This window comes from Kitasatospora sp. NPDC004531, from assembly GCF_053602195.1.
Window position 1 is genome coordinate 78,026 of record NZ_JBSGDD010000010.1, and the last position, 22,574, is coordinate 100,599.

Below are 22,574 nucleotides of genomic sequence, written 5' to 3' on the forward strand. Positions count from 1 at the left end.
GTACGACGGGTCGGCCGGACTGTCGCGAAATTACTTGGATTTCCTAGTATCTGAGACGGCGACGACCCTCGGGTATGCGAACGGCCCTTCCGCCTCAAGGTCGGAAGGGCCGTTCGGGGGTACTGAGGGGGTGTCAGCCGAGGTTCACCGAGCGGGCGAAGCGGGCGCCGATGGCGCCGGCGATGTCGGTGAGGACGTCCTGGGAGACCTCGGTGTCGACGGTGATCGAGGCGAGCGCGTTGTCGCCGTCGCGGGCGACCTGCATGCCGGCGATGTTGATGCCCGCGTCGCCGAGGATCCGGCCGAGGGTGCCGACCACGCCGGGGCGGTCCTCGTAGTGGAAGAACGCCATGTGGTCGGTGAGCGCGACGTCCACGTCGAAGCCGTCCACGCCGACGATCTTCTGGGTCTGCTTCGGGCCGGAGAGGGTGCCGGAGATCGACACCTCCCCGCCGTCCGCCAGGGTGCCGCGGACGGTGATCACGTTGCGGTGCTCGGGCGACTCGCTGGAGGTGGTGAGGCGGACCTCGACGCCGCGCTCCTGCGCGAACAGCGGGGCGTTGACGTAGGACACCGTCTCGGCCACCACGTCCTCGAACACGCCCTTCAGCGCGGAGAGTTCGAGCACCTTCACGTCGTGCTGGGTGATCTCGCCGCGGACCTCGACGTCGAGGCGGACGGCGACCTCGCCGGCCAGCGCGGTGAAGATCCGGCCGAGCTTCTCGGCGAGCGGCAGGCCCGGGCGCACGTCCTCGGCGATCACGCCGCCCTGGACGTTGACCGCGTCCGGCACGAGCTCGCCGGCCAGCGCGAGGCGCACCGACTTGGCGACCGCGATGCCGGCCTTCTCCTGCGCCTCGTCGGTGGAGGCGCCCAGGTGCGGGGTGGCGACCACGTTGTCGAGGGCGAACAGCGGCGAGTCGGTGCACGGCTCCTTGGCGTACACGTCGAGGCCGGCGCCGGCCACCCGGCCCTCCTGCAGGGCGCGCAGCAGGGCGTCCTCGTCGACGATGCCGCCGCGGGCGGCGTTGACGATCCGCACGCTCGGCTTGACCTTGTGCAGGGCCTCGTCGCCGATCAGGCCGATGGTCTCGGGGGTCTTCGGCAGGTGGACGGTGATGAAGTCGGAGACCTCCAGCAGCTCTTCGAGGGAGAGCAGCTTGACGCCCATCTGGGCCGCGCGGGCGGCCTGGATGTAGGGGTCGTAGGCGACGATCTTCATGCCGAACGCGGACATCCGCTGCGCGACCAGGACGCCGATCCGGCCGAGGCCGACCACGCCGAGGGTCTTCTCGCTGAGCTCGACGCCGGTGTACTTGTTGCGCTTCCACTCGCCGCCCTTGAGCGCGGCGTTGGCGGGCGCGATGTTGCGGGCGACGGAGATCAGCAGGCCGCAGGCGAGTTCGGCGGCGGTGACGATGTTGGAGGTCGGCGCGTTGACGACCATCACGCCGGCCTTGGTGGAGGCGGCGACGTCGACGTTGTCCAGGCCGACGCCGGCGCGGGCGACGACCTTCAGCTTCTTGGCGGCGGCCAGCGCCTCGGCGTCCACCTTGGTGGCGGAGCGGATCAGGATGGCGTCCACGTCGGCGATGGCGGCGAGCAGCTCGGCGCGGTCGGCGCCGTTGCAGTGCCGGATCTCGAAGTCGGGGCCCAGCGCGTCGACCGTGGCCGGCGAGAGCTCTTCAGCGATCAGTACGACAGCGCTTTTAGGTGTCACAGTGCTCACGACAGTGTGTCCTTAACTGTCCGGTTCACCCCGCCGCGTGGAGGGCACGTGAGGTGGCGTGCACAGGGCGGGGGAAGGTGGCATGTCGCGTAGCTAGACGCACGACGCTGTGGGCCTGACGCGTATCGGGGAGTCTATCGGCGGGGTCCTGGGGGGACTGCTCCCGTCCGGCGAAATCACCCGGACGGGAACAGCCTTGTTGTACAACGGGGATGAGGCCGATCAGGCGCTCTCGTCCACCCAGGACATCAGCTTGCGCAGCTTCTTGCCGGTGGTCTCCAGCAGGTGGTCGGCGTCCGCGTTCTTGTACTCGTTGTACTTCGGCAGGCCGGCCTTGTACTCGGCGATCCAGGTGTTGGCGAAGGTGCCGTCCTGGATCTCGGCGAGGACCTTCCTCATCTCGGCCTTGGTGTCGGCGGTGATGATGCGGGGGCCGGTGACGTAGTCGCCCCACTCGGCGGTCTCGGAGACCGACCAGCGCATCTTCTCCAGGCCGCCCTCGTACATCAGGTCGACGATCAGCTTCAGCTCGTGGAGGCACTCGAAGTAGGCGATCTCGGGCTGGTAGCCCGCCTCGACCAGGGTCTCGAAGCCGGCCTTGACCAGGGCGGCGGTGCCGCCGCACAGGACGGCCTGCTCGCCGAACAGGTCGGTCTCGGTCTCCTCGGTGAAGGTGGTCTTGATGACGCCGGCCTTGGTGCCGCCGATGCCCTTGGCGTAGGACAGCGCCAGGTCGAAGGCCTTGCCGGTGGCGTCCTGCTCGACGGCCACGATGCACGGGACGCCGCGGCCCTCCTGGTACTGGCGGCGGACCAGGTGGCCCGGGCCCTTCGGGGCGACCATGCAGACGTCGACGTCGGCCGGCGGCTGGATGAAGCCGAAGCGGATGTTCAGGCCGTGGCCGAAGAACAGGGCGTCGCCCGCCTTCAGGTTCGGCTCGACGGCCTCCTTGTAGACGTCGGCCTGGATCGGGTCCGGCACCAGGATCATGATGACGTCGGCCTCGGCCGCGGCCTCGGACGGGGTGACCACGCGCAGGCCGGCCTCGGCGGCGGCGGCACGCGACTTGGAGCCCTCCAGCAGGCCGACCCGGACGTCCACGCCCGAGTCGCGCAGCGACAGCGCGTGGGCGTGGCCCTGGCTGCCGTAGCCGATGACCGCGACCTTGCGGCCCTGGATGATGGACAGGTCGGCGTCGTCTTCGTAGAACAGCTCGGCCACGGGGGCACATCTCCTTGCGTGGTGGTGTTGCCGGGTGCTCCTACCGTAGGCGCACCCGGCGGGGGTTCGGTGGTGGTGCTCAGGGTGTAAGACGGGCCTCAGGCGCTGCGGTCGAGCGCGCGCAGCGAGCGGTCGGTGATGGAGCGGGCGCCGCGGCCGATCGCGACCAGGCCGGACTGCACCAACTCCTTGATGCCGTAGGGCTCCAGCATCCGCAGCATCGCCTCCAGCTTGTCCGAGGAGCCGGTCGCCTCGACGGTCACCGCGTCGGGCGACACGTCGACGGTCTTGGCGCGGAACAGCTGGACGATCTCGGTGACCTGGGAGCGGGTCTCGGCGTCGGCGCGGACCTTCACCAGGACCAGTTCGCGCTGGACGGCCTGGGCCTGGTCCAGCTCGACGATCTTGATCACGTTGACCAGCTTGTTGAGCTGCTTGGTGACCTGCTCCAGCGGCAGCTCCTCGACGTTGACCACGATGGTCATCCGGGAGACGTCGGGGTGCTCGGTCGGGCCGACCGCCAGCGAGTCGATGTTGAAACCGCGGCGGGAGAACAGCGCGGCGATCCGGGCGAGCACGCCGGGCTTGTTCTCGACCAGGACGGACAGGGTGTGCTTGGACATGGGGGTCATCGCTTTCTGACTCGTCAGTCCTGGTCGTCGCCGAAGTCGGGGCGGACGTCCCGGGCGAACAGGATCTCGTCGTTGGAGGTGCCGGCGGCGACCATCGGCCAGACCATCGCGTCCTGGTGGACGATGAAGTCGATGACCACGGGGCGGTCGTTGATCTCCATGGCCTGCTTGATGACGGCGTCGAGGTCCTCGGGGCGCTCGCAGCGCAGGCCGACGCAGCCCATCGCCTCGGACAGCAGCACGAAGTCCGGGATCCGGGTGCCCTGGGCGGGCGGCTCGATGCCGTCGTGGCCCGGGCCGGAGTGCAGGACGGTGTTGGAGTAGCGCTGGTTGTAGAACAGCGTCTGCCACTGCCGGACCATGCCCAGCGAGCCGTTGTTGATGACCGCGACCTTGATCGGCAGGTTGTTCAGGGTGCAGGTGGTCAGTTCCTGGTTGGTCATCTGGAAGCAGCCGTCGCCGTCGATCGCCCACACCGGGGTGTCGGGCTTCCCGGCCTTGGCGCCCATCGCGGCGGGGACGGCGTAGCCCATGGTGCCCGCGCCACCGGAGTTCAGCCAGGTCGCGGGCTTCTCGAACTGGATGAACTGGCTGGCCCACATCTGGTGCTGGCCGACGCCCGCGGCGTAGATCGCGTCCGGGCCGACCAGTTGGCCGATCCGCTCGATCACCTGCTGCGGCGACAGCATGCCGTTCGGGGCGGGCTCGTAGCCGATCGGGTAGGTCTTCTTCCAGTGGTCGAGCTTGGTCCACCAGTCCGCGTAGTCGCCGCGGCGGCCGGCGTCGAACTCGGCCTGGACGGCGACGATCAGGTCGGCCAGCACCTCGCGGGCGTCGCCGACGATCGGGACGTCCGCCGGGCGGTTCTTGCCGATCTCGGCGGGGTCGATGTCGGCGTGCACGACCTTGGCGTTCGGCGCGAAGGAGTCCAGCTTGCCGGTGACCCGGTCGTCGAAGCGGGCGCCCAGGGCGAACAGCAGGTCGGACTTCTGCAGCGCGGTGACGGCGGGGACCGAGCCGTGCATGCCGGGCATGCCCAGGTGCTGCGGGTGGCTGTCCGGGAAGACGCCGATCGCCATCAGGGTGGTGACCACCGGCGCGCCGGTCAGCTCGGCCAGGATGCGCAGCTCGGTGCCGGCGTTGGCCTTCAGCACGCCGCCGCCGACGTACAGCACCGGGCGCTTGGAGCCCACCAGCAGCTTGGCGGCCTCGCGGATCTGCTTGGCGTGCGGCTTGGTGACGGGGCGGTAGCCGGGCAGCGCGGGCTCGACCGGCCAGCGGAAGGTGGTGGTGGCCTGCAGGGCGTCCTTGGCGATGTCGACCAGGACCGGGCCGGGGCGGCCGGTGGCGGCGATGTGGAAGGCCTCGGCGATCACCCGGGGGATCTCGGCGGGGTCGGTCACCAGGTAGTTGTGCTTGGTGATCGGCATGGTGATGCCGCAGATGTCCGCCTCCTGGAAGGCGTCCGTGCCGATCGCCTTGGAGGCGACCTGGCCGGTGATCGCGACCATCGGCACCGAGTCCATGTAGGCGTCGGCGATCGGGGTGACCAGGTTGGTGGCGCCGGGGCCCGAGGTGGCCATGCAGACGCCGACCCGGCCGGTGGCCTGCGCGTAGCCGGTCGCGGCGTGACCGGCGCCCTGCTCGTGGCGGACCAGGATGTGGCGGACCTTGGTGGAGTCCATCAGCGGGTCGTACGCGGGGAGGATCGCGCCGCCCGGAATGCCGAAGACCGTGTCCGCCCCGACGGCTTCGAGCGAGCGGATGAGCGACTGCGCGCCGGTCATGGTCTCGATGGTCTGCTGACCCGGAGCGTGGGCGGCCGGGTGGTCCCCGCGGCGGGGGGTTGCGGCGTGCTCAGTCATCTGCCTGTCTCTTCTCGGGTTCTGCTCGGGGTAGGCGCCGGCCCGGTGGCGGTGGCTCCCGGGGCGGTCTCCGGCGGTGCCTCGATCGTCCGGATTTCGGGGGATTGAGGCCAGGGTTCCTGCAGTGGCCGACCCGGATTCGTGCAACAAAAAACCCCTCGTGCCAAGGGCATGCGAGGGGGAGGCGCGTCAGGCTGTCTGTCAGCCGACGCGCCCGCCAAGTACGAGAATTCGGGTGGTCATGGCACCGACCTTCCTCCCACGCGGCGGTGGGTGTCAAGCTGGTGGGACTGTCGTCTCACCATGCGGGCTGCCGCTCGGACCCCCGACGGGGTGCCGTTGCGGCAGCTCAAGGCCGCTGTGGAGGTGCCCGGAACGGCCCGCCGAGGCCTCCGCGAGGCCACCCGTGCGGGGCTCCGGAGTGAGCAGCCGACGGCCGGCATGACCCTGGCCGGGGCGGGTGGCGGGGTAGCCGCGGCGCAGCAGGGCGCGGCGCAGGCGCAGTTCGTCGAGCGGGCGGTCGAAGGCCAGGCCCTGGCCGCGCCGGCAGCCGAGCTCCTGGAGCACGGCGACCTGCCGGGGGTGGTCGACGCCGTCCGCGCCGGTGACCAGGCCGAGGTCGCGGCCGAGGCGCAGCGCGTGCCCGGCGAGGGCCCGGGTGAGGGTGGAGTCGGCGATGTCCTGGACCAGGCTGCGGTCGAGCTTCAACGCGTCGAACGGCATCCGGGCGAGCACGCCGAGCGATCCGCCGCCGGCCCCGAACCCGGCGAGCGCGGTGGACACCCCGAGCCGGCGGAACGCGGCGAGCCGGCGGCCGAGTTCGTCGGCGAGCGCGTCGGGGCCCATCCGGGAGACCTCCAGGACGAGCAGGTCGGGCGGCAGTTCGGTGTCCCGCAGGGCGCCGGCCAGGGTCTCGTACATGCCGGGGGCGCAGAGCCGCTCGGCGGCCAGCCGGACGGTGACCGGGACGGGCGGGGCGGCGGGGCCGTCGGCGCGGCGGCGGGCGGCGGCGGCGACCGCCTCGGTGACCAGCCAGCGGGCGAACCGGGTGGCGCCGTCGCCGGTGTCGGCGGTGCGCAGGAACTCGGCGGGGGTGAGCAGCATGCCTTCGGCGGAGCGCCAGCGGGCCTGTGCCTCGACGCCGGTGAGCCGGCCGCCGGCGAGTTCCACCACGGGCTGGTGGAGCAGCGCGAAGGAGCCTTCGCGGACGGCGGCGCGCAGCCGTTCCTCCAGTTCGCCGCGCCGGTCGAGTTCGGCGCGCATGGCGGGGCTGTAGAGCACCACCCGGCCCTTGCCGCGGGACTTGGCCTGGTACATCGCGAGGTCGGCGTTGCGCAGCAGTTCGTCGGCGGCGCTCGCGGCGGCGGCCTCGGCGCTGCGGGCGCGGGCGTCCTCGTCCTCGCCGGGGAGCGGGTCGGGGACGGGCAGCGGGGTGTCGGGGCCGAAGGCGATGCCGATCGAGGCGGCGACGCCGAGTTCGGCGCCGGCGATCCAGTACGGCTCGGAGAGTGCGCCGCGGATGCGTTCGGCGAGGTCGCGGACCTGCGGGTGGCCGATCCGGCCGCGCACCAGGACGGCGAACTCGTCGCCGCCGAACCGGGCGACGGTGTCCTCGGTGCGGACGGCGGTCTGGAGCCGGCGGGCGGCCTGGATGAGCAGTTCGTCGCCGACCTGGTGTCCGGCGGTGTCGTTGACGGCCTTGAAGCCGTCCAGGTCGAGGAAGAGCACGGCGACGGCGGTGCCGGCCGGGCCCTGCGCGGTGAGCGCGGCGCACACGCGGTGCGCGAACAGCGCGCGGTTGGGCAGGTCGGTGAGCGGGTCGTGGAACGCGTTGTGCTGCAACTGGGCCTGCAGGCGCACCCGTTCGGTGATGTCGCGGCTGTTCAGGATCAGCCCGTCGCGGTACGGGTTGACGGTGGACTCGACGTGCAGCCACTCCCCCTCGCCGGAGCGGATCCGGCACTCCACCCGGGCGGAGGGCTCGCCGTTGTGGAGGCGGGCGCCGCGGGCGCGGGCCAGGATGCGGCGCACCTCGGCGAGCACCCGGTCGACGTCCTCGGGGTGGACCAGGTTGAGCAGGTTGCCGCCGACCAGGTCCTCCGGGTCGCGGTTGTAGACCCGCAGCGCGGCGGGGCTGACGTAGGACAGCGCGCCGGACGGCCCGGCGATCATGATGACGTCGCTGGAGCCCTGCACCAGGGAGCGGAAGTGGGCTTCCTTGGTGGCGAGTTCCTGCGCCAGCGACAGGTTGTCGAGCAGCATGACGCCCTGCCGGATGATCAGGGCCAGGCCGACGGTGCTGGCGGCGGCGAGCATCACCCGGTCCAGCGGGCGGCCGCCGAGGGCGTTGTACAGGATGCCGGCGGTGCAGACCGCGGCGGCCGCGTACGGGGTGAGCGCGCTGAAGGTGGAGGCGACCCGGCGGCGCGGCGATCCCTGGGTGGAGGGGTGCTGGCGGCTGGGGCGGCGGGTGTGCGACCAGGGGGCCCAGGCGAGCAGCAGGGAGCCGGCGAACCAGCCGGCGTCCAGCAGTTCACCGGAGTGGTAGTCGCTGTGGAACTGCGGGGTGGTGAACAGCGCGTCGCACACCACGGTGACGGCGAGGCCGATCATCGCGGTGTGCACGGCGGCCCGATTGCGGTCCCTGCCGCGGACGTTGAGGCCGACGACCAGGCTGACCAGCAGGATGTCCAGGACGGGGTAGCCGAGGCCGAGGGCGAGTTTCAGCGGGGCGTCGCCGTCGCCGGCGGCGACCCGGCCGAGCGCCAGGCTCCAGCTGAGGGTGAACAGCGATCCGGCCACCAGCCAGGCGTCCAGCACCAGGCAGAGCCAGCCGGCCGGGTTGCGCGGGCGCTGGGCGAGCACCAGCAGGCCGGTGATGGCGAGCGGGGCGAACAGCAGGAACGGGTAGTCGGCGGCGGAGTCCGGCGGCAGCGGGCGGCCGAGCACCACCTCGTACCAGCCCCAGACGCCGTTGCCGAACGCCACCACCGCCGAGGAGAGGCCGAACAGCAGCCAGGCGGGCCGGGTGTGGCCGCCCACCGCGATGCCGTGCGCGAGGCAGGACAGGGCGGCCGCGAGGGCCGCCGCCGCGAGGCCGAAGTCGCCCATGACCAGGGCGACTTCGCAGGAGCCCCAGCCGATTCCGGCGCCCACCGCGTACCCGGCGCAGAGCACCGCGAGCAGCGCGGCCGTCAGCCGGCGCAGGGTGGGGCGGGCAGGCAGCACCGATTCGGTGGAGTTCAATCGACATCTCCCCCTCACGGCCCGAGGCCGTACCGGCTTTCCCGTCCCGGACCCTACACCAATCCGGTCACACACCGGCACGCATCCTCAACTCAGCGTAATGATTGCCAGGTGGGGCGGGGGCCGTTCGCGGCAGTGTCGCCCGTTCGGCCCACCCGGGCCGCTGGCCGGACCCCTTCCGGAACGACCTGACGTACCGTCAACTCCCGTGCGCGGCAGCGCGTTCCTCGGCGGCCTTCCACCAGTCCGGATTGTCCCGGTACCAGTCGACGGTCTCCGCCAGGCCGCGGGCGAACGGGATCCGCGGCCGGAAGCCGAGCTCCGCGCGGAGCTTGCTCCCGTCCAGCGCGTAGCGCAGGTCGTGGCCCTTGCGGTCGGCGACCCGGCGCACCGCGCTCCGGTCGGCGCCGAGCCGCTCCAGCAGCAGCTCGGTGATCTCCCGGTTGGTGCGCTCCTCGCCGCCGCCGACGTTGTAGACCTCGCCGGCCCGCCCGCCCTCCAGCACCAGCTGCACCGCCCGGCAGTGGTCGTCCACGTGCAGCCACTCGCGGACGTTGGCGCCGTCGCCGTACAGCGGGACGGGCAGGCCCCGGAGCAGGTTGGTGGTGAAGCGCGGGACGAGCTTCTCGGGGTGCTGGTACGGGCCGTAGTTGTTGGAGCAGCGGGTGATCGACACGTGCAGCCCGTGGCTGCGCCAGTAGGCGCGGGCCAGCAGGTCGGCGCCGGCCTTGGAGGCGGCGTACGGGGAGTTGGGCAGCAGTGGCTGCTCCTCCGTCCAGGCGCCCTCGTCGATGCTGCCGTACACCTCGTCGGTGGAGACGTGCACGACCCGCTCGACGCCCGAACGCAGCGCGGCCTCAAGGACGTTGTGGGTGCCGCCGATGTTGGTGCGGACGAACTCGGCGGCGGACTCCAGCGAGCGGTCCACGTGCGATTCGGCGGCGAAGTGCACCACCGCGTCGTGGCCGGGCGTCAGCCGGCGCAGCAGGTCGGGGTCGCAGACGTCGCCGTGCACGAAGTCCAGCCGGGGGTGGGCGGCGGGCAGGTTGTCCCGGCTGCCCGCGTACGTCAGCCGGTCGAGGACGGTGACCCGGGCGCCGCGCGCGCCGGGGTAGCCGTCCGCCAGCAGCGTGCGGACGTAGTGCGAGCCGATGAAGCCGGCGCCGCCGGTGACCAGGATCCTCATGTGGTTCTCTCCGTAAAAAAGGCGGTGCCCGCCCCCGGCCTCGGGAACGGGCACCGCCAAGACCCGGAAACTCAGGCGAGCTTCTCCAGGATCAGGTCCTTCACCTTCGCCGCGTCGGCCTGGCCGCGGGTGGCCTTCATGACCGCGCCGACCAGCGCGCCGACCGCCTGCACCTTGCCGTCGCGGATCTTCGCGGCGACGTCGGGGTTGTCGGCGATCGCCTGGTCGACGGCCGCGCCGAGCGCCGAGTCGTCGGAGACCACGGCGAGGCCGCGCTTCTCGACGACCTGGTCCGGCTCGCCCTCGCCGGCCAGCACGCCCTCGATGACCTGGCGGGCCAGCTTGTCGTTCAGCTTGCCCTCGGCGACCAGCGCGCAGACCCGGGCCACCTGGGCCGGGGTGATCGGCTGCTCGGACAACTCGGTGCCGGTCTCGTTGGCGCGCCGCGCCAGCTCGCCCATCCACCACTTGCGGGCCTGGTCGGCGGGGGCGCCGGCCGCGATGGTCTCGGTGATCGGCTCGACCGCGCCGGCGTTGAGCACCGACTGCATGTCCTGGTCGTTGAGGCCCCACTCGGCCTGCAGCCGGGCCCGGCGGACCCGCGGCAGCTCGGGCAGGCCGGCCCGCAGCTCCTCGACCCACTCACGGGCCGGGGCGACGGGGACCAGGTCGGGCTCCGGGAAGTACCGGTAGTCCTCGGCGTTGTCCTTGATCCGGCCGGAGGTGGTGGAGCCGTCCTCCTCGTGGAAGTGCCGGGTCTCCTGGACGATCGTGCCGCCGTCGGTCAGCACGGTGGCGTGCCGCTGGATCTCGAACCGGGCGGCCCGCTCGACGCTGCGCAGCGAGTTGACGTTCTTGGTCTCGCTGCGGGTGCCGAACGTCGAGGTGCCGTTGGGGCGCAGCGACAGGTTGACGTCGCAGCGCATCTGGCCCTTGTCCATCCGGGCCTCGGAGACGCCCAGCGCCTTGATCAGCTCGCGCAGCTCGGCGACGTACGCCTTGGCGACCTCGGGGGCCCGGTGGCCCGCGCCCTCGATCGGCTTGGTGACGATCTCGATCAGCGGGATGCCGGCCCGGTTGTAGTCGAGCAGCGAGTACTCGGCGCCGTGGATGCGGCCGGTGGCGCCGCCGACGTGGGTGGACTTGCCGGTGTCCTCCTCCATGTGGGCGCGCTCGATCTCCACCCGGAAGACCTCGCCGTCCTCCAGCTGCACGTCGAGGTAGCCGTTGAAGGCGATCGGCTCGTCGTACTGGCTGGTCTGGAAGTTCTTCGGCATATCCGGGTAGAAGTAGTTCTTCCGGGCGAACCGGCACCACTCGGCGATCTCGCAGTTCAGCGCGAGGCCGATCCGGATGGCGGACTCCACGCCGACCGCGTTGACCACCGGCAGCGAGCCGGGCAGGCCGAGGCAGGTCGGGCAGGTCTGCGAGTTCGGTTCCGCGCCCAGCTCGGTGGAGCAGCCGCAGAACATCTTGGTCTTGGTACCCAGCTCGACGTGGACCTCAAGGCCCATCACCGGGTCGTACGAGGCGAGTGCCTCCTCGTAGGAGACCAGGCTCATGACGCTCACAGCGTCCCTTCTTCAGTCATGGGAGGTTCAGCCGAGCAGGACGTCGTCGTCGCCGAGCCGCTTGAGCTCGCGGACGAGGAGCGCGGTGCCGGTGACCAGGGCGGCGGCGCCGACCAGGGCGTTGATCAGCTTGAGGGTGTCGTTGTCCGCGCGGGCGCCGCGGATGTCCTTGGCGATGGAGATCGCCCCGAACGCGCTGGTGCCGATGGACAGCCACAGGCCGGGCTTCGAGTGCTTCCAGCCCTTGGCCTTCTCGATCTTGCTCACAGTGCCGGTGCCTCCTCCAGCAGGGTGTGACCCCACTTGTCGTTGAGCGCGGCCTCGACGGCGCCGCCCACGCGGTAGAGGCGGTCGTCCGCCATCGCGGGGGCGATGATCTGCAGGCCGACCGGGAGATTGTCCTCCGGGGCCAGCCCGCAGGGCAGCGACATGGCCGCGTTGCCCGCCAGGTTCGAGGGAATGGTGCACAGGTCGGCGAGGTACATCGCCATCGGGTCGTCCGCCCGCTCGCCGATCGGGAACGCGGTGGTCGGCGTGGTCGGCGAGATCAGCACGTCCACACCGGCGAACGCGGCGTCGAAGTCGCGCGAGATCAGGGTGCGGACCTTCTGCGCCGAGCCGTAGTAGGCGTCGTAGTAGCCCGAGGACAGCGCGTAGGTGCCGAGGATGATGCGGCGCTTGACCTCGTCGCCGAAGCCGGCCTCGCGGGTCAGCGCGGTGACCTGCTCGGCGGAGCGGGTGCCGTCGTCGCCGACCCGCAGGCCGTAGCGCATCGCGTCGAACCGGGCCAGGTTCGAGGAGCACTCGGACGGCGCGATCAGGTAGTACGCGGGCAGCGCCAGCGTGAACGACGGGCAGGACACCTCGACGACCTCGGCGCCCAGTTCGCGCAGCAGCTCCACCGACTCGTCGAAGCGCTGCATGACGCCGGCCTGGTAGCCCTCGCCGGCGAACTCCTTGACGATGCCGATCCGCATGCCGCGGATGTCGCGCATCTTCGCGGCCTCGACCACGGCCGGGACCGGCGCGTCGATCGAGGTGGAGTCCAGCGGGTCGTGGCCGGCGATCGCCTCGTGCAGCAGCGCCGCGTCCAGCACGGTGCGGGCGCACGGGCCGCCCTGGTCCAGCGAGGACGAGAAGGCGACCAGGCCGTAGCGGGACACCGAGCCGTAGGTCGGCTTGACGCCGACGGTGCCGGTGACGGCGCCGGGCTGGCGGATCGAGCCGCCGGTGTCGGTGCCGATGGCCAGCGGGGCCTCGAACGCGGCGAGCGCCGCCGCGGAGCCGCCGCCGGAGCCGCCGGGGATCCGGGTGAGGTCCCACGGGTTGCCGGTCGGGCCGTACGCCGAGTTCTCGGTGGAGGAGCCCATCGCGAACTCGTCCATGTTGGTCTTGCCGAGGATGACGACGTCCGCGTCCTTCAGACGCCGCGTCAGGGTGGCGTCGTAGGGCGGGATCCAGCCTTCGAGCATCTTCGAACCGCAGGTGGTCGGGATGCCCTTGGTGGTGAAGACGTCCTTCAGTGCCAGCGGCACACCGGCCAGCGGGCTGAGCTGCTCGCCCTTGGCGCGCTTCTCGTCGACCGTGCGGGCGGCGGCCAGCGCGCCCTCGCTGTCGACGTGCAGGAAGGCGTTGACCTTCTTGTCGACGGCGTTGATCCGGTCCAGGTGGGCCTGGGCGACCTCGACGGCCGAGACCTCGCCCTTGGCGATCGCGGAGGCCGTCTCGGCCGCCGTGTACTTGATCAGGTCGGTCATCTCGGTCAGTCCTCCCCGAGGATCTGCGGCACGCGGAAACGCTGGTCCTCACTCGCCGGGGCGCCGGACAGCGCCTGCTCCGGGGTCAGCGACTGTCGCACCTCGTCCGCCCGCATGACGTTGCTCAGCGGGAGCGGGTGGGAGGTCGGCGGGACGTCCTGCCCCGCGACCTCGGAAACGCGGGCGACCGCGCCGATGATCACGTCGAGCTGCTCGGCGAAGTGGTCCAGCTCCTCCGCCTGCAACTCCAGACGCGACAGCCGGGCGAGGTGGGCGACCTCCTCGCGCGTGATGCCAGGCATGCAGCGATCCTCAAGGGTGAGTTCCGGTGGACCGGGCGGCCCTGGGCACACCCGTCCTTTTTGGTCTTGAGGGTCCATCCTATGTGCCCCGTCAGGGGCGCGGGGAACTGCGCGGGCGACCGGGCGGGCGCGGAGAGGTCCGCCCGGGGGCGGAACTCCCCTCCCCGGACGGACCCCTCGGACGAAGAACTATCGCGGCAGCGACGAGACCGGCGCCGCCCCCGTCCGCCGCACCTGCAGCCACGCCGTCGCCTGGTCGGCGGGCAGCGCGGCCGACACCAGCCACCCCTGCACCGCGTCGACCCCCATGTCGTGCAGGCGCTCCCACGTCTCGTCGTCCTCGACGCCCTCCGCCACCACCGTCAGCCCCAGCGAGTGCGCGAGTTCGACGGAGCAGCGCACCACCGCCGCGTCGTGGTCGTCGGCGACCATCCGGGAGACGAAGGAGCGGTCGATCTTGAGTTCGCCGACCGGCAGGCTGCGCAGCCGCACCAGCGAGGAGTGCCCGGTGCCGAAGTCGTCCAGCGACATCCGCACGCCGTAGCGGCGCAGCTCGGCGAGGGTGTCGGCGGCGCGCCGGCTGTCGTCGAGCAGCAGCCGTTCGGTGATCTCCAGTTGGAGCGCCTCGGCGGGGACCTGGTGCCGGGTGAGGTGTCCGGCGACCCGGGCGGCGAAGCCGGGGTTGAGGACGTCGCGGGGCGAGACGTTGACGGCGACGGGCACCATCAGGCCCTGGTGGCGCCAGCGGGCGATCTGGCCGACGGCGCTCTCCAGGACGTAGTCGGTGAGCCGGGGCATCAGTCCGGACGATTCGGCGAGGCTGATGAACTCGTCGGGGGGCACCCGCCCCTGCCCGGGCCGCTCCCAGCGGACCAGGGCCTCCAGGCCGACCACCCGGCCGTCGAAGGCGACCTTCGGCTGGTAGTGCAGCGCGACCTCGTTCATCTCCAGCGCCCGCCGCAGGTCGCCGAGCAGGCCGATCCGGTACGGGGTGTCCAAGTCCCGTGCCTCGTCGTACAGTTCGACGCCGCTGCGGCTGTGCTGGGCGTGGCCCATGGCGACGTCGGCCCGGCGCAGAAGCGATTCTGCGTCCTGGGCGTGCGTCGGGTGCACGCAGACACCGGCACTCGCCTCCAGCACCAGCAGCAGCCCGTCCAGCCGGATCGGGGCGGCGAGTTCGGCGATCAGGCCCTTCGCGATCCGCTCCAGCAGTTCGGGGCTGCCGACGCCGGGCAGCAGCACCGCGAACTCGTCGCCGCCCATCCGGGCCACCACGGGGCGTTCGCCGCGGCGGCGGACCAGCGGGGGCAGCACGGCGGCGTCCTGACACTGCGCGAAGCCGGTGCCGGAGCGCAGGGCGCGGTGCAGGCGGCGGGCGATGTGCACCAGCAGCCGGTCGCCGGCGGTGTGCCCGAGCGCGTCGTTCAGCGATCGGAAGCGGTCCAGGTCGAGCAGGATCAGGCCGACGCTGTAGCCGGCCTCGCCCTCGTGGGCGGCCAGCGCCTCCTGGGTGGCGATCAACAGGGCCTGCCGGTTGGGCAGGTCGGTCAGCGGGTCGGTGAGCTGGTCCCTGGCCCGGTCCCGGGCGATCCGCCAGGCGGCGACCAGCACGGCCAGCGGAACCGCGAACAGCGGGAGCAGTTCGGGTTCGTAGCGGTACACCAGGACGGCCAACGGGATCAGCGGTGCGGCGCCTGCCAGCAGGACGCCGAACAGCAGCACCGCCCCCGCCATCCCCTGCGGCGGGCGCGTGGGCGCGCCGCCGGTCGAACGATCCATAAGCCCAGTCCTCCGTCGGGCCCGCCCCCGCTGGGCCGCCTCACGGTGAGGCACCCCTCTCCTCGGGATGCCGGTGGACGTCAGACGAGGGCGTGTCCCCGGGGCTCCGGCAGGACCGGTGCCACACACTCCTGCTGACAGTTCGTAGCGCCCAGGGTAAGCCGGGGTCCGCCGCGCGGGCGCACTTTCCGGTCACCTCCGAGCGCGACGTCATATCCGCGCGCTGCTCGATGACACAATGCCCGATTTCGCTCTCGAACACCCGACTGACGCAGCATCAGGACGATAACGACCTGTCAGGAAACATCCTCCTCCGGTACTTCTCCGGCATTTTCCCCGCCGTCCGGGACGGCCGGGCCGTTCGAGGCGTCCCCTCCGCCCTCGCCGGCCGCGTCGCTCCCGACCTCCAGCCCGAGGTGTCGGCGGGCGGCGTCCGCGCCGTCCGCGAGCAGCACCTCGAAGCCGGCGTCGTCCAGCACCGGGACGCCGAGCTGCACCGCCTTGTCGTACTTGCCGCCGGGGTTGTCGCCGACCACCACGAAGTGCGTCTTCTTCGACACCGAGCCGGTCACCTTCGCGCCGCGCGAGGTCAGCGCCTCCTTCGCGCCGTCCCGGGTGTGCCCGGCGAGGGTGCCGGTGACCACCACCGTCAGCCCCTCCAGCGGGCGTTCGCCCTGCTCCTCGCCGGCCTCCTCGGTGAACCGCACGCCCGCGTCGCGCCACTTGCGGAGGATCTCCCGGTGCCACTCCTCGGCGTGCCACTCCTTGATGGAGCGCGCGATGGTCGGCCCGACGCCCTCGACGGCGGCGAGCTCGGTCTCGTCGGCGTCGAAGATCCGGTCCAGGTCGCGGAACTCGCGGGCCAGCTCCTGGGCGGCCACCGGGCCGACGTGCCGGATCGACAGGCCGTTCAGGAAGCGCCACAGCGGGCGGTCCTTGGCGGCGCGCAGGTTGTCCAGCAGGACGCCGGTGTTCTTCTTCGGGGCGCCGGCGGTGGTGGCGAAGAAGGAGACCTGCTTCTCCTTGCCGGTCTTGTCGTCCGGCTTGGGCATGCCGGTCTTCGGGTCGCGCACCAGCACCTTGATCGGCAGCAGCTGCTCCTCGGTCAGGCCGAAGATGTCGCCCTCGTCCTTGACCGGCGGGTCGGCGGGCTCCAGCGGCTGGGTGAGCGCCGTCGCCGCGACGTAGCCCAGGCCCTCGACGTCCAGGCACTGGCGGCCGCCGAGGAACGCGATCCGCTCGCGGATCTGCGCCGGGCAGTGCTGGGCGTTCGGGCAGCGCAGGTCGATGTCGCCCTCGGACATCGGGCGCAGCTCGGCGCCGCACTCCGGGCAGTGGGTGGGCATCTCGAACGCCCGCTCGGTGCCGTCGCGCAGGTCGTAGACCGGGCCGAGGATCTCCGGGATCACGTCGCCGGCCTTGCGCAGCACGACGGTGTCGCCGAGCAGCACGTCCTTGGCCTTGACGATCTGCTGGTTGTGCAGCGTCGCGTACTGCACCATCGACCCGGCGACCTTCACCGGCTCGGCCAGCACCGCGTACGGGGTGGCCCGGCCGGTGCGGCCGATGCCGATCTTGATCTCGGCGAGCCTGCCGGTGACCTCCTCCGGCGGGTACTTCCAGGCGATCGCCCAGCGCGGCGACTTGGAGGTCGAGCCGAGCCGGCCCTGCAGGGCGATCTCGTCGACCTTGACCACCACGCCGTCGATCTCGTGCTCGACGGAGTGCCGCTGCTCGCCGAAGTGCTTGATGAACGCCCGGACCTCGTCCAGCGTCCCGACGACCTTGTTGTGCCGGGCGGTCGGCAGGCCCCAGTCGTGCAGCAGCCGGTAGGCGTGCGACTGGCAGTCGATGTCGAAGCCGACCCGGGCGCCGATGCCGTGCACCACCATCCGCAGCGGGCGGGCGGCGGTGACCAGCGGGTCCTTCTGGCGGAGCGAACCGGCGGCGGCGTTGCGCGGGTTCATGAACAGCCGGATCATCGCCCGCGGCCGCCTGCCCTCCTTGGCGCGCTCCTCGTTCTCCTGCCGGCGGCGCTCGTTCTCCTCGGCGAAGGAGGCGTTCAGGGCGTCGAACTCCTCGGTGGGGAAGTACACCTCGCCGCGGATCTCCACCAGCGCCGGGATGTGCTCGCCCTTGAGGCGGTGCGGGATCTCCTTGATGGTGCGGACGTTGGCGGTGATGTCCTCGCCGACCCGGCCGTCGCCGCGGGTGGCGGCCTGCACCAGCACGCCGTTCTCGTACGTCAGGTTGACGGCCAGGCCGTCCACCTTCAGCTCGCACAGGTAGTGGTAGTCGATGCCGGACAGCTCGGTGGCGACCCGCTCGGCCCAGGCGGCGAGTTCGTCGCCGTCCATCGCGTTGTCCAGGCTGAGCAGCCGCTCGCGGTGCTCGACCGGGGCGAACAGCACGGTCGGCGCGCCGCCGACCTTCTGGGTGGGCGAGTCGGGCGTCACCAGGGCCGGGTGCTCGGCCTCCAGTGCCTCCAACTCGCGCATCAGCCGGTCGAATTCGGCGTCGCTGATGGTCGGCGCGTCCAGCTCGTAGTACCGGGACCGGTGCTCCTCGATCTCGGTCGCCAGTTCGGCGTGCCTGGTCCGCACCTCCGCCGGGATGTCCTCCCAGCCCTCCACCGCAGCCGCCACCGGGCCCTCCTCGTCCGTCACTCCGGGTTGTCCACCAGGCTCCGCGCCGCCTTCACGGTCTGTGCCAACGCCCGCCGGGCGTACGCCGGGGACGCCCCCGCGAGCCCGCACGTCGGCGTCACCACCACCCGGCGGCCCAGGAGCTCGGGGGCCAGCCCCAGCCTGCGCCACAACGTCCTGACACCCTGGACACTACCGGCCGGGTCTGACACCGCTTTTGATTGAACCGCAGCGACGTCGGTGGACGGCACCACACCGGCGAGGATCAGCGTCCCGCCCTCGACCGCCTCGCCGAGGTCGTCGTCGTCACGCTCCGTCAGGAACGAGAAGTCCAGGCTGATGCCGGCCACTCCGGCCCGGCGCAGCAACGGGATCGGCACCTTCGGCGCACAACTGTGCACCAGGACGGGCGTGTCCACGCCGCGGATCACGTCCCGCAGGGCCTGCTCGGCGAGTTGGCGGTCGATCGCGCGCAGCCGCTGGAAGCCGCTGGCGGTCTTCACCGAACCGGCCAGCACGGCGGGCAGCAGCGGCTCGTCGAGCTGGAGCACCACGGTCGCGCCCGGCACCCGGCGGCGGACGTCCGCCAGGTGGCGGCGCAGCCCCTCGGTCAGCGACTCGGCGACGTCCCGGCAGGCGCCCGGGTCGCTGAGCGCCTTCTCGCCGTGCTTCAGCTCGATCGATCCGGCCAGCGTCCACGGCCCGACCGCCTGCACCTTCAGCAGCCCCTGGTAGCCCTGGGTGTACTCCTCCAGCGCGTCCAGGTCCTCGCCCAGCCAGGACCGGGCCCGCTTGGTGTCCCGCCCCGGGTGGTCGGTGAACCGCCAGCCGCTCGGCTCGGTCTGCACGAACAGTTCGGTCAGCAGCCCCGCGCCGCGCCCGATCATGTCGGCCCCGGGCCCGCGCCCGGGCAGCTCGGGCAGGAACGGCAGCTGCTCCAGCTCCGCCGTCACGCCGCGGGCCATCTCCCGCACGTCGCCGCCGGGCATCGACCCGATCCCGGTGGCGGCCCCGATCAGCTCTCCGAAAACGTCCACGTCAGTCACGGGAGAGAAGCCTACGCAGCGTGGCGCTCAGGCCGCATCGAGGAAGCCGGTCAGGCTGCGCAGGTACTCCTCGGGGTGCGAGACGTGCGGGACGTGGCCGGCGTCCACCAGCACCTGGACCTCGGCCCGGGGCAGCGCCTCGCCGAGCCGGGCGACGATGGCCGCGAACCACGGCGGGCTCTCGGTGCCGTGGGTCAGCAGGGCGGGGCCGAGGTAGCCGGAGAGACCGGCGAGGTCGAGGAACTGCCAGTCCGGGTCGGCCAGTTCGTCGAGGAAGGTGGGGGCGTTGGCGACCAGCGTGTCGCGGAGCCAGTCCGGCAGCTGCGCCCAGTTCCCCGGCCCGAGGGCGACCTCCTCGACGAACTGCTCGGCGCCCGCGCGGTCCTCGCCCGCGCGCAGCCGCGCGCGGACGGAGTCGAGCTTCTCCCCCAGGGTCCGCATCAGCGGTCGGAGTTCCGGGTCGTCGGCCACGATCCCCATCAGCGGGGGCTCGTGCGCCGCAAGGCTCCGGAACAGCTCGGGGCGCCGGGCTGCCAGGCCCAGCGCCGTCGAGGCCCCGAAGGAGTTGCCGGCCACGTGGGCGGGCGCCAGGTCGAACGTCTCGATCAGCGCGGCGAGGTCCTGCTCGTCCTCGGCCCGCGAGCCCTGCCCGGCGGGGCGTTCGCTCCGGCTGTGCCCCCGCCGGTCGTAGGCGAGTACGCGGTACCGCTCGGCGAGGGCGGGCGCCACCGCGCCCCAGGTGACGTGGTCGGTCCAGGACCCGTGGACCAGCACCAGCGGATCACCGTCCCCCGCCAGCTCGTAGTGGAGACCGACACCGTTCACCCGGGCCAGAGGCATGCGACCGCTCCTCACCTGCCGGGGCCGCGAGGGCGGCCCCCCGTCCCTCCAGTGGACCGCAGGCGCGGGCCCCCGGCTACTGGCCGGGGCGGACGGTGATCTCGGTGATCTCCGCGTCGCGGGGCAGGTCGAGCGCGGCGAGGACCGCGGTGGCGACCGACTCCGGGGCGATCCACTTCGCCGGGTCGTACTCCTTGCCCTCCTGCTGGTGCACCTTGACCTGCATCGCGGTGGCCGTCCGCCCGGGGTAGACGGACGTCACCCGGACCCCGTGGGCGTGCTCCTCCTGCCGCAGCGCGTCGGCGAGGGCGCGGGTGGCGAACTTGCTCGCGGCGTAGGAGCCCCAGGTCGGGTCGGCGCGCAGGCCCGCGCCGGAGTTGACGAACACCACGTGGCCGCGCGCCAGGCGCAGGGACGGCAGCAGCAGGCGGGTGATCTCGGCGGGGGCGACGGTGTTGACGTTCAGCTGCTGCTGCCACGCCTTGACGGGGGTCTCGGCGACGGTGCCGAGTTCGACCACGCCGGCGATGTGCAGCAGCGAGTCGAGTTCGACGGGCAGCGCCTGGTGGCCGAACGCCCAGGACAGCTTGCCGGGGTCGTCGAGGTCGCCGACCAGGGTCCGCGCCTCGGGGTAGCGCTCGCGCAGCTGCGCGGCCCGGCGGGCGTCGCGGGCGAGCAGCCAGACCTCCTCGCCGCGGGCGGTGAGCTTGTCGGCGACGGCGGAGCCGATGCCGGAGCCGGCGCCGGTGATCAGGTGGACACCCATGGGTTCCTCAGTTCTGCTGGTCGGTCAGGCGGGCGAGGGCCTCGGCGGGAGTCTGCGCGAAGCTCACCAGCTCGGCGAGCGGACGCGGCAGGAAGCCGTCGCGCTCCATCCGTTCGAGCTGGGTGCGCATGCCGTCGTAGAAGCCCTCGGTGTCGAGGAACACGATCGGCTTGTCGTGGTGGCCGTGCTTCTTCAGCTCCAGCACCTCGGTGACTTCGTCCAGCGTCCCGATCCCGCCGACCAGCACCGCCACCGCGTCCCCGCGGGCCAGCAGCCCGGCCTTCCTGGCGGCCAGGTCGGGCGTCACCACCAGCTCGTCCGCGCCCTCGTACGCCTTGTACCGCAGGAACTCCACCGAGATCCCGACCAGCCGCCCGCCGGCCTGCTGCACCTCGTCGGCCAGCAGCCCCATCAGCCCGGTGTGCGACCCGCCCCACACCAGCGTGTGCCCGGCCGCCCCGAGCAGCCGCGCGAACTCCGCCGCCGGGGCGGTGTACTTGGCATCGAGCAGGTTCGCCGAACAGAAGACCGTGATGTTCATAGTGCAACCAGTCCTATCACCGGCCGGCCCGCCCGGGTCAACCCGATAACCCGTCGACCCGGGACGCCGACCGGTGCGGGCGGCTCAGGAGCGGGCGTCGGGTATCCAGGAGCCGTGGATGCCCGCGGTGACGCGCCGGGGCAGGTGCACGGCGGCGACGCGGTCGAGGGTGTCGGCGCTCAGGACGAGCAGTTGGGAGGCGTCCTGCTTGAGGTCGGAGACGACGGTGAGCAGGTAGCCGTCGTCCTCGCGGGCGGCCCCGGCGGCCGGGACGAAGACGGCCTCGGAGGGGAGACGGGCGTCGCCGGCCTGGCGGATGCGGCGTTCGCCGGTGCTGCGGTCGTACTTGACCACGCCGTAGCCGCCGAAGCCGTTCCGGTCGGGGAAGGAGATCGCGTACTGGTAGCGGTTCTCCACGCCGAGGAAGTCCTCGTTGAGGGTGGGGAACTCGATGGCCAGGTCGTCGACCACCCGCTCGTCGACCCGCCCGGTGGCCGGGTCGATGGTCCAACGCCGGTTGTAGGAGCAGGCGTTGGGCTCACTGCCGCGACCGGGGGCGCCGACCCACCAGTTCCAGGAGAGCCGGAAGCCCTCGCGGTCCACAGTGGGGCCTTCGAGCACGATGCGGCCCAGCACGTCCTCGTAGGCGTTGGCGACGTGCAGCATGCTGCCCGGTTCGACGGGGAACCAGCGGATCGCGTCGGCGCCCTGCGGCCCGCGCGGCATGACGCCGATCCGGGCGGGCCGGTCGTCCTGCCAGGAGTACGGGATGCCGGAGTGCTCGGCGGGGTCGAAGGCGACGGTGCCCTCGACGAACACCACGTGGTGGCGGGTGAGCGCGAAGTCGTGCTTCAACGCGGCGGTGGCGCCGGGGATCTCGGCGCTGTGGACGAGCCGGCCGTCCGCGTCGGCGACGTGGTGGGTCAGGTACGGCGGGAAGGGCGAGGAGCCGAAGAAGTGCAGCTCGCCGGTGACCGGGTCGCTCTTGGGGTGGGCGGTCATCACGCCGCGCAGCTTGCCGTCGAAGTCGTAGGGGCCGACGGTGTCGAGCTCGTCCGTGAGCTCGAAGGGCAGGTTGGCCTCGCACAGGGCGAGCAGGCGGCCGGCGTGCTCGATCACGTGGGTGGCGGCCGGCGAGGCGGTCAGGTCGGGGCCGTGCTCGGTCAGGTAGGGCGCGCCGTCCAGGGCGGGTGTGCGCACCCAGCGGTTGCGGTACCACTCGGCGCGGCCCTCGCGCAGCCGGATGCCGTGGACCATGCCGCTGCCCTTGAACCAGTGGGTGGGGGTGATGCCGGGCTTGGGGTTGTGGCTGTTGCGGACCAGGCGGCCGGTCAGCTCCGGGGGCAGGGTTCCCTCGACGGTGAGCTCGGTGGCGGTCAGTTCGTCGACGGCGGGCGCGTAGTGGCCGGTCAGGTAGGGCTTGGCGGTCATGGTGTTCCTTCGGGAGG

17 protein-coding genes are annotated in these 22,574 nt (G+C 72.2%); all 17 read right to left on the bottom strand.

Features of this window, described 5'->3' with window-relative positions; all coding sequences use genetic code 11:
• Window positions 1-133: 133 nt before the first annotated feature.
• Window positions 134-1,720: a phosphoglycerate dehydrogenase gene (gene serA, locus ACWEMJ_RS07450; protein WP_452136037.1), complete on the bottom strand. Its 1,587-nt coding sequence runs from the start codon at window positions 1,718-1,720 to the stop codon at window positions 134-136.
• A 231-nt stretch (window positions 1,721-1,951) separates the two neighbouring features.
• Window positions 1,952-2,950, bottom strand: coding sequence for a ketol-acid reductoisomerase (gene ilvC / locus ACWEMJ_RS07455; RefSeq protein WP_452136006.1), 999 nt, complete (start codon window positions 2,948-2,950; stop codon window positions 1,952-1,954).
• A 98-nt stretch (window positions 2,951-3,048) separates the two neighbouring features.
• Entirely contained in the window at window positions 3,049-3,573 is a 525-nt protein-coding gene (ilvN, locus tag ACWEMJ_RS07460; RefSeq protein ID WP_452136007.1) for an acetolactate synthase small subunit, read from the bottom strand.
• Window positions 3,574-3,596: 23 nt separating this feature from the next.
• A complete protein-coding gene (locus ACWEMJ_RS07465) occupies window positions 3,597-5,447 on the bottom strand; it encodes an acetolactate synthase large subunit (RefSeq protein WP_452136008.1) in 1,851 nt (616 codons plus the stop codon).
• Between the two features lie 276 nt (window positions 5,448-5,723).
• Window positions 5,724-8,693, bottom strand: a complete 2,970-nt coding sequence (locus tag ACWEMJ_RS07470) for a putative bifunctional diguanylate cyclase/phosphodiesterase (RefSeq protein ID WP_452136009.1) — start codon at window positions 8,691-8,693, stop codon at window positions 5,724-5,726.
• A 199-nt stretch (window positions 8,694-8,892) separates the two neighbouring features.
• Entirely contained in the window at window positions 8,893-9,879 is a 987-nt protein-coding gene (gene rfbB, locus ACWEMJ_RS07475; protein WP_452136010.1) for a dTDP-glucose 4,6-dehydratase, read from the bottom strand.
• A 71-nt stretch (window positions 9,880-9,950) separates the two neighbouring features.
• Complete coding sequence (gatB, locus tag ACWEMJ_RS07480) at window positions 9,951-11,450, bottom strand: Asp-tRNA(Asn)/Glu-tRNA(Gln) amidotransferase subunit GatB (protein ID WP_452136011.1); 1,500 nt, start codon at window positions 11,448-11,450, stop codon at window positions 9,951-9,953.
• Window positions 11,451-11,477: 27 nt separating this feature from the next.
• Window positions 11,478-11,717: a hypothetical protein gene (locus tag ACWEMJ_RS07485; protein ID WP_452136012.1), complete on the bottom strand. Its 240-nt coding sequence runs from the start codon at window positions 11,715-11,717 to the stop codon at window positions 11,478-11,480.
• Window positions 11,714-13,207, bottom strand: coding sequence for an Asp-tRNA(Asn)/Glu-tRNA(Gln) amidotransferase subunit GatA (gene gatA, locus ACWEMJ_RS07490; protein ID WP_452136013.1), 1,494 nt, complete (start codon window positions 13,205-13,207; stop codon window positions 11,714-11,716). Before gatA ends, ACWEMJ_RS07485 begins: the two co-directional genes overlap by 4 nt.
• 5 nt (window positions 13,208-13,212) lie before the next feature.
• On the bottom strand, window positions 13,213-13,509 hold the full coding sequence (gene gatC / locus ACWEMJ_RS07495; RefSeq protein ID WP_035866399.1) for an Asp-tRNA(Asn)/Glu-tRNA(Gln) amidotransferase subunit GatC: 297 nt from the start codon (window positions 13,507-13,509) through the stop codon (window positions 13,213-13,215).
• Between the two features lie 189 nt (window positions 13,510-13,698).
• Window positions 13,699-15,288, bottom strand: a complete 1,590-nt coding sequence (locus tag ACWEMJ_RS07500; protein ID WP_452136014.1) for a putative bifunctional diguanylate cyclase/phosphodiesterase — start codon at window positions 15,286-15,288, stop codon at window positions 13,699-13,701.
• A 296-nt stretch (window positions 15,289-15,584) separates the two neighbouring features.
• Complete coding sequence (gene ligA, locus ACWEMJ_RS07505; RefSeq protein WP_452136015.1) at window positions 15,585-17,933, bottom strand: NAD-dependent DNA ligase LigA; 2,349 nt, start codon at window positions 17,931-17,933, stop codon at window positions 15,585-15,587.
• A gap of 17 nt (window positions 17,934-17,950) precedes the next feature.
• Entirely contained in the window at window positions 17,951-18,922 is a 972-nt protein-coding gene (locus ACWEMJ_RS07510; protein WP_452136038.1) for a methionine synthase, read from the bottom strand.
• Window positions 18,923-19,006: 84 nt separating this feature from the next.
• The gene (locus tag ACWEMJ_RS07515; protein WP_452136016.1) at window positions 19,007-19,819 is read right to left on the bottom strand and encodes an alpha/beta fold hydrolase; all 813 of its coding nucleotides are present in this window, start codon (window positions 19,817-19,819) and stop codon (window positions 19,007-19,009) included.
• Window positions 19,820-19,895: 76 nt separating this feature from the next.
• Window positions 19,896-20,585, bottom strand: coding sequence for an SDR family oxidoreductase (locus tag ACWEMJ_RS07520; protein ID WP_452136017.1), 690 nt, complete (start codon window positions 20,583-20,585; stop codon window positions 19,896-19,898).
• Between the two features lie 7 nt (window positions 20,586-20,592).
• Window positions 20,593-21,126 (bottom strand): LOG family protein, encoded by a 534-nt coding sequence (locus ACWEMJ_RS07525; protein ID WP_452136018.1) that lies wholly within the window; start codon window positions 21,124-21,126, stop codon window positions 20,593-20,595.
• Between the two features lie 84 nt (window positions 21,127-21,210).
• On the bottom strand, window positions 21,211-22,557 hold the full coding sequence (locus tag ACWEMJ_RS07530; RefSeq protein WP_452136019.1) for a carotenoid oxygenase family protein: 1,347 nt from the start codon (window positions 22,555-22,557) through the stop codon (window positions 21,211-21,213).
• Window positions 22,558-22,574: the final 17 nt, after the last annotated feature.

What these genes read in the sequence shown, in the direction of transcription:
- ACWEMJ_RS07500 (WP_452136014.1), bottom strand. Translation starts at nt 15,288, where the DNA reads ATGGATCGTTCGACCGGCGGCGCGCCCACGCGCCCGCCGCAGGGGATG.
- ilvN (WP_452136007.1), bottom strand. Translation starts at nt 3,573, where the DNA reads ATGTCCAAGCACACCCTGTCCGTCCTGGTCGAGAACAAGCCCGGCGTG.
- ACWEMJ_RS07520 (WP_452136017.1), bottom strand. Translation starts at nt 20,585, where the DNA reads ATGGGTGTCCACCTGATCACCGGCGCCGGCTCCGGCATCGGCTCCGCC.
- ACWEMJ_RS07515 (WP_452136016.1), bottom strand. Translation starts at nt 19,819, where the DNA reads ATGCCTCTGGCCCGGGTGAACGGTGTCGGTCTCCACTACGAGCTGGCG.
- ACWEMJ_RS07510 (WP_452136038.1), bottom strand. Translation starts at nt 18,922, where the DNA reads ATGCCCGGCGGCGACGTGCGGGAGATGGCCCGCGGCGTGACGGCGGAG.
- gatA (WP_452136013.1), bottom strand. Translation starts at nt 13,207, where the DNA reads ATGACCGACCTGATCAAGTACACGGCGGCCGAGACGGCCTCCGCGATC.
- rfbB (WP_452136010.1), bottom strand. Translation starts at nt 9,879, where the DNA reads ATGAGGATCCTGGTCACCGGCGGCGCCGGCTTCATCGGCTCGCACTAC.
- gatC (WP_035866399.1), bottom strand. Translation starts at nt 13,509, where the DNA reads ATGCCTGGCATCACGCGCGAGGAGGTCGCCCACCTCGCCCGGCTGTCG.
- ACWEMJ_RS07525 (WP_452136018.1), bottom strand. Translation starts at nt 21,126, where the DNA reads ATGAACATCACGGTCTTCTGTTCGGCGAACCTGCTCGATGCCAAGTAC.
- ACWEMJ_RS07465 (WP_452136008.1), bottom strand. Translation starts at nt 5,447, where the DNA reads ATGACTGAGCACGCCGCAACCCCCCGCCGCGGGGACCACCCGGCCGCC.
- ACWEMJ_RS07530 (WP_452136019.1), bottom strand. Translation starts at nt 22,557, where the DNA reads ATGACCGCCAAGCCCTACCTGACCGGCCACTACGCGCCCGCCGTCGAC.